Annotated in this window: 14 protein-coding genes; all 14 read left to right on the top strand. The window is 66.6% G+C overall.

Going from position 1 to position 18,101, the window contains the following annotated elements; genetic code table 11:
• Positions 1 to 2 precede the first annotated feature (2 nt).
• The gene (gene rsmH / locus FOC84_RS08455) at positions 3 to 1,097 is read left to right on the top strand and encodes a 16S rRNA (cytosine(1402)-N(4))-methyltransferase RsmH (protein ID WP_173144040.1); all 1,095 of its coding nucleotides are present in this window, start codon (positions 3 to 5) and stop codon (positions 1,095 to 1,097) included.
• A complete protein-coding gene (gene ftsL, locus FOC84_RS08450; RefSeq protein ID WP_173144039.1) occupies positions 1,097 to 1,387 on the top strand; it encodes a cell division protein FtsL in 291 nt (96 codons plus the stop codon). Before rsmH ends, ftsL begins: the two co-directional genes overlap by 1 nt.
• Positions 1,384 to 3,114, top strand: coding sequence for a peptidoglycan D,D-transpeptidase FtsI family protein (locus FOC84_RS08445; protein ID WP_173144038.1), 1,731 nt, complete (start codon positions 1,384 to 1,386; stop codon positions 3,112 to 3,114). The genes ftsL and FOC84_RS08445 overlap by 4 nt, the downstream gene beginning before the upstream one ends.
• Positions 3,111 to 5,966, top strand: coding sequence for a bifunctional UDP-N-acetylmuramoyl-L-alanyl-D-glutamate--2,6-diaminopimelate ligase MurE/UDP-N-acetylmuramoyl-tripeptide--D-alanyl-D-alanine ligase MurF (murF, locus tag FOC84_RS08440; protein ID WP_173144037.1), 2,856 nt, complete (start codon positions 3,111 to 3,113; stop codon positions 5,964 to 5,966). Before FOC84_RS08445 ends, murF begins: the two co-directional genes overlap by 4 nt.
• Complete coding sequence (gene mraY / locus FOC84_RS08435; RefSeq protein ID WP_173144036.1) at positions 5,956 to 7,125, top strand: phospho-N-acetylmuramoyl-pentapeptide-transferase; 1,170 nt, start codon at positions 5,956 to 5,958, stop codon at positions 7,123 to 7,125. Before murF ends, mraY begins: the two co-directional genes overlap by 11 nt.
• Entirely contained in the window at positions 7,122 to 8,654 is a 1,533-nt protein-coding gene (gene murD, locus FOC84_RS08430) for a UDP-N-acetylmuramoyl-L-alanine--D-glutamate ligase (protein ID WP_173144035.1), read from the top strand. Before mraY ends, murD begins: the two co-directional genes overlap by 4 nt.
• The gene (gene ftsW / locus FOC84_RS08425; protein ID WP_173144034.1) at positions 8,651 to 9,844 is read left to right on the top strand and encodes a putative lipid II flippase FtsW; all 1,194 of its coding nucleotides are present in this window, start codon (positions 8,651 to 8,653) and stop codon (positions 9,842 to 9,844) included. The genes murD and ftsW overlap by 4 nt, the downstream gene beginning before the upstream one ends.
• On the top strand, positions 9,841 to 10,917 hold the full coding sequence (murG, locus tag FOC84_RS08420; RefSeq protein WP_173144033.1) for an undecaprenyldiphospho-muramoylpentapeptide beta-N-acetylglucosaminyltransferase: 1,077 nt from the start codon (positions 9,841 to 9,843) through the stop codon (positions 10,915 to 10,917). The genes ftsW and murG overlap by 4 nt, the downstream gene beginning before the upstream one ends.
• On the top strand, positions 10,914 to 12,320 hold the full coding sequence (murC, locus tag FOC84_RS08415) for a UDP-N-acetylmuramate--L-alanine ligase (RefSeq protein WP_173144032.1): 1,407 nt from the start codon (positions 10,914 to 10,916) through the stop codon (positions 12,318 to 12,320). The genes murG and murC overlap by 4 nt, the downstream gene beginning before the upstream one ends.
• Positions 12,317 to 13,267, top strand: a complete 951-nt coding sequence (locus tag FOC84_RS08410; protein ID WP_173144031.1) for a D-alanine--D-alanine ligase — start codon at positions 12,317 to 12,319, stop codon at positions 13,265 to 13,267. The genes murC and FOC84_RS08410 overlap by 4 nt, the downstream gene beginning before the upstream one ends.
• Positions 13,268 to 13,279: 12 nt before the next feature.
• The gene (locus tag FOC84_RS08405; protein ID WP_088138601.1) at positions 13,280 to 14,104 is read left to right on the top strand and encodes a cell division protein FtsQ/DivIB; all 825 of its coding nucleotides are present in this window, start codon (positions 13,280 to 13,282) and stop codon (positions 14,102 to 14,104) included.
• Positions 14,105 to 14,108: 4 nt separating this feature from the next.
• A complete protein-coding gene (gene ftsA / locus FOC84_RS08400) occupies positions 14,109 to 15,335 on the top strand; it encodes a cell division protein FtsA (protein ID WP_006217473.1) in 1,227 nt (408 codons plus the stop codon).
• A 189-nt stretch (positions 15,336 to 15,524) separates the two neighbouring features.
• The gene (gene ftsZ, locus FOC84_RS08395; protein WP_173144030.1) at positions 15,525 to 16,709 is read left to right on the top strand and encodes a cell division protein FtsZ; all 1,185 of its coding nucleotides are present in this window, start codon (positions 15,525 to 15,527) and stop codon (positions 16,707 to 16,709) included.
• Positions 16,710 to 16,950: 241 nt separating this feature from the next.
• Complete coding sequence (gene lpxC / locus FOC84_RS08390) at positions 16,951 to 17,874, top strand: UDP-3-O-acyl-N-acetylglucosamine deacetylase (protein WP_059373723.1); 924 nt, start codon at positions 16,951 to 16,953, stop codon at positions 17,872 to 17,874.
• Positions 17,875 to 18,101: the final 227 nt, after the last annotated feature.

The raw sequence follows: 18,101 nt of genomic DNA, 5'->3' as shown, positions 1-18,101 counted from the left end.
TTATGGAATTCGAACATCGGCCCGTACTGCTGGAGCCGACGGTGGACGCGCTATTGCTGCCTGACTTCGGTGGCAAGGGCGCGGCACGGTCGCATCAGCAGGCCGGGCCGGATACGGCTACGCGAGCGGAGGACGGTGTCTTCGTCGACGGCACCTTCGGGCGTGGCGGGCACAGTCGCGAGCTGCTCGGCCGTCTGGGCAAGGGCGCCAGGCTGGTGGTGTTCGACAAGGATCCGGAGGCGATCGCCGTAGCCAGGCAACTGGCGGCAGCGGACCCGAGGGTCACCGTGGTGCATGGGGGCTTTGCCACCATGGCCGAAGAATTGGAGCAGCTCGGCATCGGCAAGGTCGATGGCGTGATGCTGGATCTGGGCGTTTCCTCGCCTCAGATCGACGATGCCGAGCGCGGTTTCTCGTTCATGCGAGATGGCCCGCTCGACATGCGGATGGACACCACTCGTGGTCCCACGGTGGCGGATTGGCTGGCGCAAGCCAGTGTGGATGAGATGCGGGAGGTCATAGCGGATTATGGCGAAGAACGGTTTGCTTTTCAGGTTGCAAAGGCGATTGCTGCTCGCCGCGCAACAAGGCCGCTGCGCACCACGCTCGAACTTGCCGAGTGCGTCGCCAGCGCCGTCCGCACGCGCGAAAAGGGGCAGCATCCGGCCACACGCACCTTTCAAGCTCTACGGATTTACATCAATCGGGAACTCGAAGAGCTCGCGCGCACCCTCGCGGCAGCTCTAGACCTGCTTGCCCCGGGAGGGAGGTTGGCGGTGATCAGCTTTCATTCGCTTGAAGACCGCATGGTCAAGCAGTGCATCGCGGCGGCGGCTCGTCCGGCTGCCGCGCATGCGCGCCTGCCCCTGCGGGAAAGCGAAATGCCCCAGCCGATCCTGCGTTCCCTCGGGCGCGTGCTGGCCGAAGACGATGAAGTCTCGGTCAACGCCCGCGCCCGCTCCGCCGTCCTGCGCGTTGCCGAACGTACCGAGACGCCGCTGCCCGCCGAGGGCGGCTTCGCCTTCGTGAAGATCGGTTCGCTGCCGGGCAGCGACCTGGCACCCCCGCCGCGCCGAGGCAAGGGAGGGCGCCGCTAATGGGTCGCGTCAACCTGATCGTTGCGGCTTTGCTGATGCTGTCGGCCATTTCCCTGGTCACCAGCCGGTATCAGTCGCGCCAGCTCTTTATCGAGCTGGGCCGTGATCAGGCGCAGGCGCGCGACCTTGAAACCAATTGGCGGCGCCTGCAGCTGGACCGCGCCGAACTGGCCCGCAACGCGCGGGTCGACGCCATCGCGCGCGAAGGCCTGAAGATGATCTCCATCGTTCCGGACCGCACGCTGTACATGAATCAGCCGCCCGCCTCCGCCAATGGAGGCGCGCAATGAAACGCGTCCCTTTCTTCGACAACCCTGTGCTGCGCGGGCAATTGCCCACCTGGCGCGCGCGCCTGGTGCTGATCCTGCTGTTCGGCGGGTTCACCGTGCTGGCCGGCCGCGCGCTGTTCCTGCAGGGGTTGTCCACCGAATTCCTGCAGCAGCAGGGCGAACGGCGCTATGAGCGCACGCTGACCCTGGCCGCCACGCGCGGCAAGATCATGGACCGCAATGGCGCGGTGCTGGCTTCCAGCGTGCCGGCGCGCGCCATCTGGGCGATTCCCGAAGACGCCAAGCAGGCCACCCCGGCACAGATGGACACGCTGGCGAAGCTGCTCGAAACGCCCCTGGCCGACCTGCGCCACCGTCTGGTCGACGAAGACAAGAACTTCGTTTACCTGAAGCGCCAGGTCTCCATGGACGTGGCCGACAAGATCAAGCAACTGGGCATGCCTGGCGTGCACCAGCAGCCCGAGACCCGCCGCTACTACCCGGACGGCGACGTGATGGCCCACGTGGTGGGTTTCAACAGCGTCGAGGACCAGGGGCAGGAAGGCGTCGAGCTGACGTTCAACCAACAGTTGTCCGGCCGTCCGGGCAGCCGCCGCGTCATCAAGGACCGGCTGGGCCGCGTGATCGAAGACGTGCAGGCCGTGACCCTGCCGGTGGACGGCCGCGACCTGCGTTTATCCATCGACACGCGCTTGCAGTACCTGGTGTTCAAGGCGTTGAAGGACGCCATGGACAAGCATCAGGCCAAGGGCGCGACCGCCGTGGTCGTGGACGTGCATACGGGCGAGATCCTGGCCCTGGCCAACGTGCCGACCTTCGATCCGAACAAGCGCGAGACCTTCCACGGTTCCAAGCTGCGCAACCAGGCCATCACCGACACCTTCGAGCCCGGCTCGATCATGAAGCCGTTCACCGCCGCATTGGCGTTGGACCTGGGCCGCATCAGCACCAAGACCCTGTTCGAAACCGGCAATGGCCGTTTCCAGTATCAGGGCAGCACGATTAGCGACGTGAGCCGCAACGGCACGCTGGACGTGGCTGGCGTGCTGCGCAAGTCCAGCAACATCGGCATGACGATGATCTCCGAGAAGTTGGAATCCCGCGAGATGTGGGACCGCTTCACGGAACTGGGCCTGGGCCAGGCGCCCCAGGTGGGATTTCCAGGTGCGGCCCCCGGCCGCCTGCGTCCGTGGGACCGCTGGCGCCTGATCGAGAAGGCCACCATGGCCTACGGCTACGGCCTGTCGGTGTCGCTGCTGCAGGTGGCGCGGGCCTATACCGTTTTCGCCCGCAACGGCGACATGGTGTCGCTGACCTTGGTCAAGCGCGACAGCGACCCCACCAGCGTCAAGATCTATACGCCGAAGACCACCCAGATGGTGCGCGCCATGCTCGAGGCCGCAGCCGGCCCCGAAGGAACCAAGGCCGCCCAGGTGCAGGGCTACCGCGTCGCCGGCAAGAGCGGCACGGCGCGCAAGATCGTCGACGGCAAGTACAGCATGCAGCGCTATCGGAGCTCGTATGTGGGCTTCGCTCCGGTGTCCGATCCGAAGATCGTCGTGGCCGTGTCCATCGACGAGCCGACGGTCGGCGGCTACTACGGCGGCGCTATCGCCGCGCCCGTGTTCTCCCAGATCGTGGGGGGGAGCTTGCGGCTGATGGGGGTGCGCCCGGACGCACCCTTCGAATCCACAATTGTTGCTGGTCTTAAGGAGCCAGGCAGATGAGCGCCAAAGGCTTCCTCTCCAACCCTGTCGCCACGGTTGCCGAAACCGTGGCTTGGTTGCATTCGCGCGTGTCGTTGACCGCGCACCTCAAGCTGGACTCGCGCGATATCGAGCCGGGCGATGTTTTCGTCGCCTGCCCGGGCCTGTCCAGCGATGGACGTCTCTATATAGAGAAGGCGCTGGCGCTGGGCGCCAGCGCGGTGTTGTTCGAAGCCCCCGCCAGCGATGCCATCCAGGCCGCCGCGGAGCAGGCCCCGATGCTGCCGGTGACCGGCCTGCGCGCCCTGCTGGGCGAATTGGCCGACACCTGGTACGGCCGGCCCTCGGCTGCGCTGGCCGTCGTGGCGGTGACCGGCACCAACGGCAAGACCTCGTCGGTGCAATGGATTGCCCATGCGCTGAGCCGCAATGACAAGCCCTGCGGCACCATCGGCACCCTGGGCGCCGTGTTGCCCGACGGGCAGACGCTGGGCGGAGACCTGACGACGCCGGACGTGTTGACCGTGCACCGTACGCTGGCCGCCATGCGTGACGCCGGCGCCAAGGCCGTGGCCATGGAGGCATCTTCCATCGGCATCGAGCAGGGCCGGATGGACGGCGTGCGCGTTGCGCTGGCCGCCTTCACCAACCTGACGCGCGACCATCTCGATTACCACGGCACGATGGAGCGGTACGAAGCCGCCAAGGCGCGCCTGTTCCGCTGGCCCGGCCTGACCGCCGCCGTGATCAACGCCGACGATGAAGCCGGACGCCGCCTGATCGCCGATCTGCCTGCCGGCATGGCGATGGGCTACAGCCTGAGCGAAGCGCAGGATATTCCCGCCGGCATGCGCGCGCGCGACCTCCAGGCGACGGCCCAGGGTCAAATATTCACGCTGGTGTCGCCGCATGGCGAGGCCCAGATCGTGACCCGCCTGCTGGGCGCGCACAACGTGTCGAACCTGCTGCTGGTGGCGGGCGTGCTGTATCAGCTAGGTCTGCCGTTTGCGCAGATCGCACGCGAACTGGCCGCGACGGATCCCGTCGATGGCCGACTGCAGACCGTCGAGCCGGTGGCGCACAGCACCCAGGCCAGCACGGGCCGCGGCCCGCTGGTGGTGGTGGACTATGCCCACACCCCCGATGCGCTGTCGCGGGCGCTGGCCGCCCTGCGCGCCGTCGCGACCGCGCGTTCGGGCCGATTGATCTGCCTGTTCGGCTGCGGCGGCGAGCGCGATCCGGGCAAGCGTCCCGTGATGGGCCGCATCGCCGCGGACCTGGCCGACCACGTGGTCGTGTCCAGCGACAACCCACGCACCGAATCGCCTGAAGCCATCGTCGAGCAGATCCTGGCGGGCATTCCCGACAGCGTGAGCCCCGACGTACTGGTGGACCGCGCACGCGCCATCATGCAGACCATCTGGGCGGCTGCGCCCGATGACGTGGTGCTGCTGGCCGGCAAGGGGCATGAAACCTATCAGGACATCGGCGGCGAGAAGCTGCCCTTCGATGACCGTGAATGGGCGCGGCTGGCACTGCTGCTGCCGCAGGTCCAGGGCGTGTCCACCGACACCCGCCGCATCGGCGAAGGCGAACTGTTCGTGGCGCTGGTGGGCGAGAGCTTCGACGCCCACAACTATCTGGATCAGGCCGAAGCGCGCGGCGCGTGCGCGGCCGTGGTGGCGCATGCCGTGCCGAACGCCAAGCTGCCGCAACTGGTGCTGGGCGATACCCGCGTCGCGCTGATGCGCATCGGCGCCGCGTGGCGTGCGCGGTTCACGCTGCCCGTGGTGGCGGTGGCCGGCAGCAACGGCAAGACCACGACCAAGGAAATGATCTCGGCCATGCTGGCCGAGTGGCAGGGCGAGACGGGCCGCCTGGCGACCGCCGGCAACCTGAACAACGACATCGGCGTGCCGCTGACCCTGCTGCGCCTGCGGCCGGAGCATCGCGCGGCCGTGTTCGAGCTGGGTATGAACCACCCCGGCGAGATCGCGCAACTGGCCGCCATCGCCGCGCCCACGGTGGCGCTGGTCACCAATGCCCAGCGCGAGCACCAGGAGTTCATGCACAGCGTGGAGGCGGTGGCGCATGAGAATGGCGCCGCCATCGCGGCGTTGCCCGAGGACGGCGTGGCCGTCTATCCCGGGGATGAACCGTATTCGGCGATCTGGGATGCGCTGGCCGAGCCGCGCCGCGTGCTGCGTTTCGGCCTGCAGCCCGGCCTGGATGTGTATGCCGAGCAGATCCTCGCGGACGTGAACGCCACGCGCTGCCGCGTGGTCACGCCGGTGGGCGTCGCCGACCTGGCGCTGCCGGTGCCGGGCCTGCACAACCTGCGCAACGCCCTGGCCGCCATCGCCAGCGCGATCGCCGCGGGGGCGCCGTTGGACGGCGCGGTGCGCGCCCTGGCTGGTTTCAGCCCGGTCGCGGGCCGCATGCAGCACAAGAGTATGAGTGACGGAACGTTGCTCATCGATGACACTTACAATGCCAACCCCGACTCGGTTCGCGTGGCCGTGGACGTCCTGGCCCGCATGGCCGGCAAGCGCGTCCTGGTGCTGGGCGACATGGGCGAGGTCGGGGACAACGGCCCCGCCATGCATGTCGAGGTGGGCAATTACGCGCGTGAGCAAGGGCTCGACGCGCTCATCACGCTAGGCGAAGCCAGCCGGGCGGCCGCGGCCGCATTCGGTGAGCGCGCGCACGCCTGCGCATCGGTAGACGAAGTGGTTGCCGCCATGCGCGGCTTGCGCCCGTCCTGCGTATTGGTAAAGGGATCGCGCTTTATGCGCATGGAGCGGGTAGTGACGGCTTTTTCGATGAATGAAGGTACGGCGGCCAAGGGGCAGGGAGAGCAGAATGCTGCTTGAAATCGCCCGCATGCTGTCTGACGATGTGCGCGCACTGGGGGTGTTCGAATACATCACCCTGCGCGCCGTTCTGGCATGCGCGACCGCGCTGCTGATCGGCCTGGTGGCCGGCCCGCGCGTGATCCGTAAACTGACCGAGATGAAGATCGGCCAGGCCGTGCGCTCCTACGGTCCGGAAACCCATCTGGTCAAGACCGGCACCCCCACCATGGGTGGTGTGCTGATCCTGATTTCCATCGCCATCAGCACACTGCTGTGGGCGGACTGGACCAACCGCTTCGTGTGGGTGGTGCTGCTGGTGACCTTCGGCTTCGGCTGGATCGGCTGGAGGGACGACTACCGCAAAGTGGTCTATCGCGATCCCGAAGGCATGCCCGCGCGGCAGAAGTTCTTCTGGCAGGCCACCATCGGCATGGTGGCTGCGGTGTATCTGGCGTTTGCCGTGTCGGCGCCCGCCAACACCGAACTGTGGCCCCTTTTCAAGGCCTGGGTGGGCAGCGGCTTCACGATGGCCTTGCCGACGCGCGCCGACCTGATCGTGCCGTTCTTCAAGAGCGTGAGCTACCCCTTGGGCGTGCTGGGCTTCGTGGCGCTGACCTGGGCGGTCATCGTCGGCACCAGCAATGCCGTGAACCTGACCGACGGCCTGGACGGCCTGGCCATCATGCCCACCGTGATGGTGGGCAGCGCGCTGGGCATCTTCGCCTACGTGGTGGGCCGCGTGGACTATTCCAAGTACCTGCTGTTCCCCTACATACCCGGCGCGGCGGAACTGATGGTGCTATGCGCCGCGATAGGCGGCGCGGGACTGGCATTTTTGTGGTTCAACGCGTATCCGGCGCAGGTCTTCATGGGTGACGTCGGCGCGCTGGCGCTGGGCGGCGCGCTGGGCACCATCGCGGTCATCGTGCGCCAGGAAATCGTGCTCTTCATCATGGGCGGCGTGTTCGTGGTCGAAACCCTTTCCGTGATGATGCAAGTGACTTGGTTCAAGTACACCAAGCGACGTTATGGAACAGGTAGACGCATTTTCCGCATGGCCCCGTTGCATCATCACTTTGAAGTGGGCGGCTGGAAAGAAACCCAGGTGGTCGTGCGTTTCTGGATCATCAGCATGATGCTGGTGCTGATTGGCCTCTCTACCCTGAAGTTGCGATGAATACGATGGAAACCTCCCGCGCAGACGCGCCGCTCGTCCTGATCCTCGGATTGGGCGAGACGGGTGTCGCCGCCGCTCGCTGGTGCGCCCGATCGGGCGCCCGCTTGCGCGTGGCCGACACACGCGCCGAACCGGGCGGGCTGGAGGCGTTGCGCGACTCGCTGGCGCAAAGCGAAGTGGAATACCGCCTGGGTTGCGACGAGTCTTTCGACACGGCGCTGCTGGACGGCGTGAATCAGGTGGTGCTGAGCCCCGGCCTGGCGCCGGCGCAGGCGCCCGCGGCCGAACTGCTGCGCGAGGCCGAGGCCCGCGGCATCGAGATCGTCGGCGAGATCGAATTGTTTGCGCGCGCGCTGGCTGATCTGGCCGAGACGCGCGAGTACCGCCCGCGCCTGTTGGCCGTGACCGGCACCAACGGCAAGACCACCGTCACCGCGCTGACGCGCCAACTGGTCGAGGCCAGCGGCCTGTCGGTCGTGGCGGCGGGCAACATCAGCCCGGCCGCGCTGACCGCGCTGATGGAGGCGTTGGACACCGAGTCGCTGCCGCAGGTCTGGGTGCTGGAACTCTCCAGCTTCCAGCTGGAAACCACGCGCACGCTGATGGCCGACGCAGCCGTGGTGCTGAATGTCACTCAGGATCACCTGGACTGGCACGGCAGCATGCAAGCCTACGCGCAGGCCAAGGCCCGCCTGCTGAAGATGGCCCGCGTGGCCATCGTCAACCGCGATGATCCGTACACCGTGGACATGGTCGCCACCCTGAACGCGCTGAACGTGCGCAGCTTCGGCCGCGACGTGCCGGAACTGGTCGGCGACATGGGCCTGGAGCTGGGCCAGGGCGTGGCCTGGCTGGTGGCCTGCGAACCCAACGATTTCGATGAGCCCGCGCCGCCGGTGCGCCGCAAGAAGGACGCGCCCGAGCCGGTGCGCGCCAAGGGCCGCATGAGCCGCCTGATGCCGGTGGACGCCTTGCGCATCCGCGGCATCCACAATGCCCTGAATGCGCTGGCCGCGCTGCAGCTGGCGCGCTGTCTGGACCTGGGCTGGGGCGCCATGCTGCGCGCGCTGCGCGAATACACGGGCGAACCGCATCGCGCCGCCTTCGTGCGCACGATCGGCGGCGTCGACTACATCAATGACAGCAAGGGCACCAACGTGGGCGCCACCGTCGCCGCGCTGGAGGGCCTGGGCCAGCCGGTGGTGCTGATCGCCGGCGGCCAGGGCAAGGGCCAGGATTTTTCGCCGCTGATTCCGGTGGTGGCGCAGCACGCGCGCGCCGTGATGTTGATCGGCCTTGACGGCCCCGAGATCGGCCGCGTGCTGGCGCCGACCGGCGTGAACTGCGTGACGGTTGAAACGCTGCGCGACGCCGTGCGCGGCGCTGCCGAACTGGCTCAGCCGGGCGATGCCGTGCTGCTGTCGCCCGCCTGCGCCAGCCTGGACATGTTCCGCAACTATCCGCATCGCGGGCAGGTGTTCGTGGAAGAGGTCGAAGACCTGGCTCGCGACCGTGGAGAGATCGCATGAGCCTGATCGCCGATCTCACCGCCAGCGTCAACGCCGTACGGCCCGGCCGTACCCGCATGCGCAATTTCGATCTGCCGCTGGTCATCGCGGCGTCGACCTTGCTGCTGCTCGGCTTGCTGATGGTGTATTCGGCGTCGATCGCGCTGGCCGATGGCCCGCGCTACGCATCGTATGGCCGCTACTACTTCGTGATCCGTCATGGCCTGTTTGTCAGCGCCGGGCTGCTTGGCGCCGCCGTGGTGCTGGCGGTGCCGATCCGCGTGTGGCAGCGCCTGGCGGTGCCGCTGTTCGTGGTGGCCATCGTGCTGCTGGTGGCGGTGCTGATCCCCGGCATCGGCCGTGAGGTCAACGGCGCGCACCGCTGGATCCCGCTGGGCCCGCTGAACTTCCAGCCCTCTGAACTGATGAAGCTGGCTGCGCTGCTCTACGCCGCCGATTACACCGTGCGCAAGCAGGAGCACATGCAGGCCTTTGCCCGCGGCTTCCTGCCGATGGCGTTCGCACTGGCCGGCGTCGGCATGCTGTTGCTGCTCGAACCCGACCTGGGCGCCTTCATGGTGATCGTGGCGATCGCCATCGGCATCCTGTTCCTGGGCGGTATCAACGGCAAGTACTTCAGCAGCCTGCTGGCCGTGCTGGTGAGCACCTTCCTGATGCTGATCTGGCTGTCGCCGTGGCGCCGGGCGCGCTTGTTCGCGTATCTGGATCCCTGGAACGAAGACAATGCCTACGGCAGCGCCTACCAGCTGTCGCATTCGCTGATCGCCCTGGGCCGCGGCGAATGGCTGGGCGTGGGGCTGGGCGCCAGCGTCGAAAAACTGCATTACCTGCCCGAAGCGCACACCGACTTCCTGATGGCAGTGGTGGGCGAGGAACTGGGCTTTGCCGGCGTGATGCTGGTCATCACCTTGTTTGCCATCATCGTCTATCGCGGTTTCGACATCGGCCGCCAGGCCATCGCCATGGAACGCACCTTCGCGGGTTTGGTGGCGCATGGCGTGGCGATGTGGTTCGGCGTGCAGTCGTTCATCAATATGGGCGTCTGCCTGGGCCTGCTGCCGACCAAGGGTCTGACCCTGCCGCTGATGAGCTATGGCGGTTCGGGCATTGTGATGAACCTGTGCGCGCTGGCGATGCTGATACGGGTCGACGTGGAAAACCGCGTCATGATGCGTGGAGGACGGGTATGACGGCCTCTCGCACCATCCTGATCATGGCTGGGGGCACCGGCGGGCACATCATGCCGGGGCTGGCCGTGGCCGACGTACTGCGCGAGCGCGGCTGGCGCGTGCTGTGGCTGGGCAACCCCGAAAAGATGGAAGGCCGGCTGGTGCCGCCGCGCGGCATAGAATTGGTGCCGCTGCGCTTCCAGGGCGTGCGCGGCAAGGGCGCTTCGGCGCTGCTGAAGCTGCCGTTCCTGCTGCTGCGCGCATTCGGACAAGCCTGGTCGCGCCTGTCCGACGTGCGGCCCGACGTGGTGCTGGGCATGGGCGGCTACGTGGCCTTCCCGGGCGGCGTGATCGCCGCGCTACGCGGCACGCCGCTGGTCGTGCATGAACAGAATGCCGTGGCAGGTACCGCGAACAAGTGGCTGGCCAGGATGGCCCGCCGCGTGCTCAGCGGCTTTCCCGGCGTGCTGCCCAAGGGCGAGGCCATGGGCAACCCGGTGCGCGCGGACCTGTGCGCGTTGCCGGAACCTGCGGCGCGCTACGCCCGCCGCAGTGGTCCGCTGCGCGTGCTGGTCGTGGGCGGCAGCCTGGGTGCCCAGGCGCTGAATACCACGCTGCCGCAGGCGCTGGCGCTATTGCCGCAGGAAAGCCGGCCGGTGGTGGTGCACCAGGCTGGCGAGCAACATTTGCCCGCGCTGCAGCAGGCCTACGCCCAGGCGGGCGTGGAAGCCGACTGCCGCGCATTCATCGATGACATGGCGGGCGCCATGGGCGAGGCCGATCTGCTGATCTGCCGCGCGGGCGCCATGACGGTGTCCGAAGTGGCCGCGGCGGGTGTCGCGGCCCTGTTCGTGCCGTTCCCGCATGCCATCGACGACCACCAGACCGCCAACGCGCGCTTCCTGAGCGACGCGCAGGCCGCCTGGCTGCAGCCGCAGACTGCCCTGACACCCGAATGGCTGGCGCAGTGGCTGGGCCAGCGCTCCCGACAAGAACTTCAAGCCGTGGCCGAACGGGCCCGCGCGCATGCGCGCCCCGAAGCCGCGGCCCATATCGCCGACGTCTGTGAACAAGCAGCGGGGCGCGCATCATGAAACACAGAATTCAACACATCCATTTCGTAGGCATCGGCGGCTCGGGCATGAGCGGCATTGCCGAGGTGCTGCTCAACCTGGGCTACACCATCAGCGGTTCCGACCTGAACGAGTCGGCGGTGACGCGCCGCCTGGCCGGCCTGGGCATGAAGATCGCCATCGGCCATGTGGCCAGCAACGTCACCGGCGCCGCCGCCATCGTCACGTCCACCGCGGTGGCGGGCGACAACCCCGAGGTGATCGCGGCCCGCGCGGCGCGCATTCCGGTGGTGCCACGCGCCATCATGCTGGCCGAACTGATGCGCCTGAAGCGCGGCATCGCTGTCGCCGGCACGCACGGCAAGACGACCACGACCAGCCTGGTGGCCAGCGTGCTCGCCGCCGGCGACCTGGATCCGACCTTCGTGATCGGCGGCCGCCTGAATTCGGCCGGCGCCAATGCGCGCCTGGGGCAGGGCGACTACATCGTGGTCGAGGCTGACGAATCCGACGCCTCGTTCTTGAATCTGCTGCCGGTGATGGCCATCGTGACCAATATCGATGCCGATCACATGGACACCTACGGGCACGACGTGGCGCGCCTGAAGAGCGCCTTCATCGAGTTCACGCAACGCCTGCCGTTCTACGGCAGCGCCGTGCTGTGCTCGGACGACGCCAATGTGCGCGAGATCATGCCCTTCGTGTCGCGGCCCATCACGACCTACGGCCTGAACGAAGAGGCGCAAGTGCGCGCCTATGAAGTACAGCCGGAAGGCACGCGCATGCGCTTCAACGTACAGCGCACGCATCGCGACACTCTGTTGCCGCCCTTGCAGGTCGAACTGAACCTGCCGGGCCTGCACAACGTGCGCAACGCGCTGGCCGCGATCGCCGTGGCGACCGAGCTGGGCGTGGCCGACGATGCCATCTGCGAGGCGCTGTCCTCGTTCCGGGGCGTGGGCCGCCGCTTCACGCAGACGGGCGAATTCGCGGTGCCGGCCAATCATGGCGGCGGCACCTTCACCGTGATCGACGACTACGGCCATCATCCGGTGGAAATGGCTGCGACGCTGGCGGCCGCACGCGGCGCCTGGCCTGACCGCCGCATCGTGCTGGCCTTCCAGCCGCACCGCTATACGCGTACCCGCGACTGCTTCGAGGATTTCGTGCGCGTGCTGGGCACGGCAGACGCCGTGCTGCTGACCGAGGTCTATGCCGCGGGCGAGCCGCCGCTGGTGGCGGCCGACGGCCGGGCCTTGTCGCGCGCCTTGCGGGTGGCCGGCAAGGTCGAACCGGTGTTCGTCGAGGACGTGGCGGAACTGCCGCAGGCCGTGGTGGATTTCGTGCGCGACGGCGACGTAGTGATTGTTATGGGAGCGGGTTCGATCAGCAAGGTCCCCGCCCAAGTTGGAGAACTGGCATGAACACGCAATTCGGCAAAGTGGGTGTGTTGTACGGCGGCCGTTCCGCCGAGCGCGAAGTGTCCCTGATGTCGGGCGCCGGCGTGCATCAGGCGCTGCTCAGTGCCGGTGTCGATGCACACCTGTTCGATACGGGCGAGCGCAGCCTGTCCGAGCTGGCAGCCCAGGGCTTTGACCGCGTGTTCATCGCCCTGCATGGCCGCTACGGCGAAGACGGCACCATCCAGGGCGCGCTGGAACTGCTGGGCATCCCCTACACCGGCAGCGGCCCGTTGGCGTCCGCGTTGGCCATGGACAAGACCATGACCAAGCGCGTCTGGCTGCAGCACGGCCTGCCCACGCCTGATTTTGAATTGCTGGACGCCGACACCGAGCTGCGTCTGGTGCCGGACCGCCTGAGCCTGCCGCTGATCATCAAGCCGCCGCACGAAGGTTCGACCGTGGGCATCACCAAGGTGGTGGGCTATTCCGACATGAAGGAAGCCTACGCCGCGGCCGCGCGTTTCGACGCCGAGGTGCTGGCCGAGCAGTTCATCACCGGCCGCGAGCTGACCGTGGCGGTGCTGGGCGGCGGCAAGACCGCCCGCGCGCTGCCGGTCATCGAGATCGCCGCGCCCGGCGGCAACTACGACTACGAGCACAAGTACTTCTCTGACGACACGCAGTACTTCTGCCCGGCCACGCTGCCGCCCGAAGTGGCCGCGGAAGTCGCCGAGATCGCGGTCAAGGCTTACCAGGCGCTGGGCTGCGAAGGCTGGGGCCGCGCCGATTTCATCCTCGACCGCGACAACCGGCCGTGGCTGCTGGAAATGAACACCTCGCCTGGCATGACCAGTCATTCACTCGTTCCCATGGCCGCCAAGGCGGTGGGAATCAGCTACGCCGAACTGTGCGTGGCGATCTTGTCCGAGGCTGCGTGCAAAGTGCACAGCCCGGCCCGTAACGCTTGACCCGGATACTCTGTGTGGAACGACGCTCGCACCACCAACCTGATCGCCAACACGCTGGCCGTGCTGGCGGTTTGCGCCATGCTCGTCGCGGGCGTGGTGTGGGTGGCGCAACGCCCGTTCTTCACGCTGCAGGCCATCGAGCTGGAATCGATGCCGGACACCGAGCTGCACTACGTGTCGACGGGGGCGGTGCGATCGGCGATCGCGGGCCGCTTCAAGGGCAACTTCTTCACGGTGGACCTGGACGACGCGCGCGAGATCTTCGAATCGGTGCCGTGGGTCCGGCACGCCACCGTGCGGCGGATCTGGCCCAACGTGCTGCGCGTGCGGATCGAAGAACAGCAGCCCCTGGCGCTGTGGAACGAGAACCAGATGATCAACACCTGGGGCGAGGCGTTCACGGCCAACACGGGCGAGGTGGACGACGAGACCGTGCTGCCGCAGTTCTCCGGTCCGGAGGGCTCCGAGTCGCTGGTCGTGCAGCGCTACGCCGAATTGGCGCGCTGGTTCGCTCCGCTGGACATGCACGTCACGCAGTTGGACCTGAGTCCGCGCTACGCCTGGCGCGTGGTGCTGTCCAACGGCATGTCGCTGGACCTGGGCCGCGATCCGGGCGCCGATGCGCCGGATCCGCATGGCCTGCCGGGTGCCTTGCCGTTCGCGGCCCGTATTCAACGTTTTGTGCAGGCGTGGCCCGCCGTGGCGGGGCGCCTGGAAGGGCGCACCGTAACGCAGGCCGATTTGCGCTATCCCAATGGTTTCGCCCTGGCGCTGGCCCCGTTGCCGCCGTCGGAAACCAAATCCAAATCCATACCGAAACCTCCCAAGAAACGCTAACGCCATGACCCGTGACATCAAGGACCTTATCGTCGCCCTCGATATCGGCACCAGCAAGGTGGTGGCTGTGGTGGCTGAAATTTTGCCTGAAGGGCGATTCGAAGTGCTGGGCCTCGGCCAGCACGAATCGCGCGGCATGCGCAAGGGCGTGGTCGTCAATATCGAGACCACTGTGAATTCCATTCAGCGCGCGCTTGAAGAAGCCGAGCTGATGGCAGATTGCAAGATTCGCGACGTCTACACCGGCATTGCCGGCAGCCATATCCGCAGCTTCAATTCCAGCGGCATGGTCGCCGTGAAGGACAAGGAAGTCACCGCCACCGACGTTGCCCGCGTCATCGAGACCGCCAAGGCGGTGAACATCCCGACCGACCAGCAGGTGTTGCACGTGCTGACGCAGGAGTTCATCGTCGACGGCCAGGAAGACATCCGCGAGCCCATCGGCATGAGCGGCCTGCGCCTGGAAGTGCGCGTGCATATCGTGACGGGCGCGGTCAGCGCGGCCCAGAACATCGTGAAGTGCGTGCGCCGCTGCGGCCTGGAAGTGCAGGACCTGATCCTGCAGCCCCTGGCCTCCAGCCTGGCCGTGCTGACCGCCGATGAAAAAGAGCTCGGCGTCGTGCTGGTCGACATCGGCGGCGGCACCACCGACGTGGCCATCTTCACCGGCGGCGCGATCCGCCACACCGCCGTGCTGCCCATTGCCGGCGACCAGATCACCAACGACATCGCCGCGATGCTGCGCACGCCCACGCCCGATGCCGAGGAAATCAAGCTGCGTTACGGCGTGGCCAAGCAGGTGCTGGCCAGCCCGGACGAGTCCGTGGAAGTGCCGGGCCTGGGCGACCGCGGTCCGCGCCAGGTCAAGCGCCAGGCGCTGGGCGCGGTGATCGAGCCGCGCGTGGAAGAGCTGTTCACGCTGGTGCAGCAGGTCGTGCGCGACTCCGGCTACGAGGATCTGCTGGCTTCCGGCGTGGTCCTGACCGGCGGCTCGGCGCAATTGCCCGGCATGATCGAACTGGCCGAGGACGTGTTCCTCAAGCCGGTGCGCGTGGCGGTGCCCGAATACGAAGGCAGCCTGGCCGATGTGATGCGCAATCCGCGCTTCTCGACGGTGATGGGCTTGTTGCAGGAAGCACGGATGCAGCGCGTGCGCGGCCGCAAGGTCGCCGCCCAGACAGGCAATTTCAAGAGCCTGCTGGCGCGCATGAAGGAATGGTTCATGAACTGAGTTGTAAAGGGCAGGTTGGGGCCTGTCCTTGGTGCGGTTCGCAGCGGTATCGCGGGCCGGGCCAGAAGAGGGGAGGCGCTTCAAACCCGTTGCGGGCCCGTCCGGCGACGAGTTTGAGGCGATTCACAAAACATAGGTTGGTTGGGGAATTTTTGTGATTTGCGAAATCGGACTTGTGAGGGAGTCATCATGATGAACTTTGAGATGCTTGAGAACAACACCAAAGGGACCGTTATCAAGGTCGTTGGTGTGGGCGGTGCGGGCGGCAATGCCGTGGCGCACATGATTCGCAGCGGTGTGCATGGCGTGGATTTCATCTGCGCCAACACCGATGCGCAGGCACTGGCGGCGACCAACGCCCCGGTGCAGATCCGTCTGGGCCGCACTGGCCTGGGCGCGGGCGCCAAGCCCGAGCAGGGACGTGCGTCGGCTGAAACCGCGCGCGAGGAGATCCGTGCCGCGCTGAACGGCGCACACATGGTCTTCATTACCGCCGGCATGGGCGGTGGCACCGGCACCGGCGCAGGTCCGGTCGTGGCCGAAGTCGCCAAGGAACTGGGCATCCTGACCGTGGGCGTGGTCACCAAGCCCTTCACCTTCGAAGGCAACAAGCGCCTGAAGATGGCCGAGGACGGTATCTCGGAATTGGCCAAGCACGTGCATTCGCTCATCGTGGTGCTCAACGAGAACCTCTATGAACTGATGGACGAGGACGCGACGCAGGAAGACTGCTTCCGTTCCGCCGACGATATCCTGCACAACGCTTGCGCAGGCATCGCCGAAATCATCAACGTCGAAGGTAACGTCAACGTCGACTTCGAAGACGTCAAGACGATCATGGGTGAGCAGGGCCAGGCCATGATGGGCACGGCGTCGGCTTCGGGTGCAGACCGCGCCCGCGTGGCCGCCGAGCACGCCATTGCTTGCCCGCTGCTGGAAGGCGTGGACCTGAACGGCGCTCGCGGCGTGCTGGTCAACATCACCGCCAGCCGCTCGCTGAAGATGCGCGAAACGCGCGAAATCATGGAAACGATCCGCAGCTACGCTTCGGACGACGCGACCGTGATCTTCGGCACCGCCTACGACGAAACCATGGGCGAAAACCTGCGCGTGACCGTGGTCGCGACCGGCCTGGGCCGTGCGCAAGCGCGTCCGCAGCTGGTGCAGAACACCGCTGAAGTGCTGCGTACCGGCACCGACAACATGCCCATGGGCACGATGCCGGCTGGCGGTCAAGGCGATTACCGCAATCTGGACATGCCGTCTGTCATGCGCAATCCGCGCAGCCAGGCGTCGGCTCAGGTGCGTGCTCTGGAAAGCTCGGGTATGGATCATTTCGACATCCCGGCATTCCTGCGCAAGCAAGCGGATTGAACCTAAGAGCCGATTTTCGGCTCTAAACGCACTCCCTCATCTCCGGCTTGCCTGTCCCCACAGGCAAGCCGGAGACAGAGCGGTCCGTGTTTCCCTTGCACGGTTTCAATAAGGGACGGAGGTATCGGTCGATCCGGACGCCGCATGGCGCCAGGGATCGGACAGCGTTACAATACGTCAGTTACGCCGGCAATCTGCTTGTCTTCTTGCCGGCTTCCTGGCTCAAAAACACCAAAGTCTCATGTTCCGACAGCGCAGCATTCAGAATCTCGTCCGCACGACAGGCGTCGGCGTCCACTCCGGACGGCGGGTCGAGCTCACCTTGCGCCCGGCACAACCGAATACGGGCATCGTTTTCCACCGCGTCGATCTGCCGCAGGTCGTGGACCTGCCCGCGCAGGCCACTGGCGTCGGCGACACGCGCATGGCATCGGTGCTGCAGCAGGGCAATGTCCGCGTGTCGACGGTGGAACACCTCATGTCGGCCCTGGCCGGCCTGGGCATCGACAACCTGCATATCGACCTCACTGCCGAAGAAGTCCCCATCATGGACGGCAGTGCGGCCACGTTTGTCTATCTGTTGCGCTCGGCGGGCATCGTCGAGCAGAACGCGCCCAAGCAATTCATCCGCGTCCTGAAGCCGGTGGAAGTGCGCGAAGGCGAAGGCCGCAACGAGAAATGGGCGCGCCTGGAACCCCACGAGGGCTACGCGCTGGCGTTCTCGATCGATTTCCGCCACCCCGCCATCGACTCCACGGCCAATTTCGCCGAGATCGATTTCGCCACGCATTCGTATGTACGTGAAATTGCCCGTGCGCGCACCTTTGGTTTCGTCAACGAAGTCGAGGCCCTGCGCTCCATGGGCCTGGCCCGCGGCGGCAGCTTGGACAACGCCATCGTCATGGACGAGTACCGCGTGCTCAACAGTGACGGGCTGCGCTACGACGACGAATTTGTAAAACACAAGATCCTGGACGCCATCGGCGACCTGTATCTGTTGGGCAAGCCCCTGGTGGCGCGCTACGTCGCGTGCAAGTCGGGCCATGGCCTGAACAACCAGTTGGCCCGCGCGCTGCTGGAACAGCGCGACGCCTGGGAACTGATCACCTACGAATCCCAGGCTGAGGCGCCGCAGGCGTTTCGCCACGAGTGGCAACTGGCCTGAGGGCTGGGTAAAGGGTCACGTCCTACCCGCTGACGCGGCCCCATTAAGCGGCGACAAGGGCGGACCGGCAAAGCCGGCTCCGCGACGTCCGCACCCTCATTGTGCGCGGCCAGGCTCCTGGGGGGCTGCCCGAGGAGGGTGACGGCTGTCATCCCCTAGCGCTTAAGGTGCAAACCGGCGGCAAACCATAGGATGGATCCGTCCGACAACTTGGTTTCGCTTCGTTT

The sequence above is a fragment of the Achromobacter pestifer genome (assembly GCF_013267355.1).
In the GTDB taxonomy this organism is placed as follows: Bacteria; Pseudomonadota; Gammaproteobacteria; order Burkholderiales; family Burkholderiaceae_B; genus Achromobacter; species Achromobacter pestifer_A.
This window is presented reverse-complemented; position numbering and strand designations above follow the sequence as displayed.

Bases quoted from the DNA above. Each gene is read 5' to 3' on its own strand.
- rsmH (WP_173144040.1), top strand. From the start codon at position 3: ATGGAATTCGAACATCGGCCCGTACTGCTGGAGCCGACGGTGGACGCG.
- ftsL (WP_173144039.1), top strand. From the start codon at position 1,097: ATGGGTCGCGTCAACCTGATCGTTGCGGCTTTGCTGATGCTGTCGGCC.
- FOC84_RS08445 (WP_173144038.1), top strand. From the start codon at position 1,384: ATGAAACGCGTCCCTTTCTTCGACAACCCTGTGCTGCGCGGGCAATTG.
- murF (WP_173144037.1), top strand. From the start codon at position 3,111: ATGAGCGCCAAAGGCTTCCTCTCCAACCCTGTCGCCACGGTTGCCGAA.
- mraY (WP_173144036.1), top strand. From the start codon at position 5,956: ATGCTGCTTGAAATCGCCCGCATGCTGTCTGACGATGTGCGCGCACTG.
- murD (WP_173144035.1), top strand. From the start codon at position 7,122: ATGAATACGATGGAAACCTCCCGCGCAGACGCGCCGCTCGTCCTGATC.
- ftsW (WP_173144034.1), top strand. From the start codon at position 8,651: ATGAGCCTGATCGCCGATCTCACCGCCAGCGTCAACGCCGTACGGCCC.
- murG (WP_173144033.1), top strand. From the start codon at position 9,841: ATGACGGCCTCTCGCACCATCCTGATCATGGCTGGGGGCACCGGCGGG.
- murC (WP_173144032.1), top strand. From the start codon at position 10,914: ATGAAACACAGAATTCAACACATCCATTTCGTAGGCATCGGCGGCTCG.
- FOC84_RS08410 (WP_173144031.1), top strand. From the start codon at position 12,317: ATGAACACGCAATTCGGCAAAGTGGGTGTGTTGTACGGCGGCCGTTCC.
- ftsA (WP_006217473.1), top strand. From the start codon at position 14,109: ATGACCCGTGACATCAAGGACCTTATCGTCGCCCTCGATATCGGCACC.
- ftsZ (WP_173144030.1), top strand. From the start codon at position 15,525: ATGATGAACTTTGAGATGCTTGAGAACAACACCAAAGGGACCGTTATC.
- lpxC (WP_059373723.1), top strand. From the start codon at position 16,951: ATGTTCCGACAGCGCAGCATTCAGAATCTCGTCCGCACGACAGGCGTC.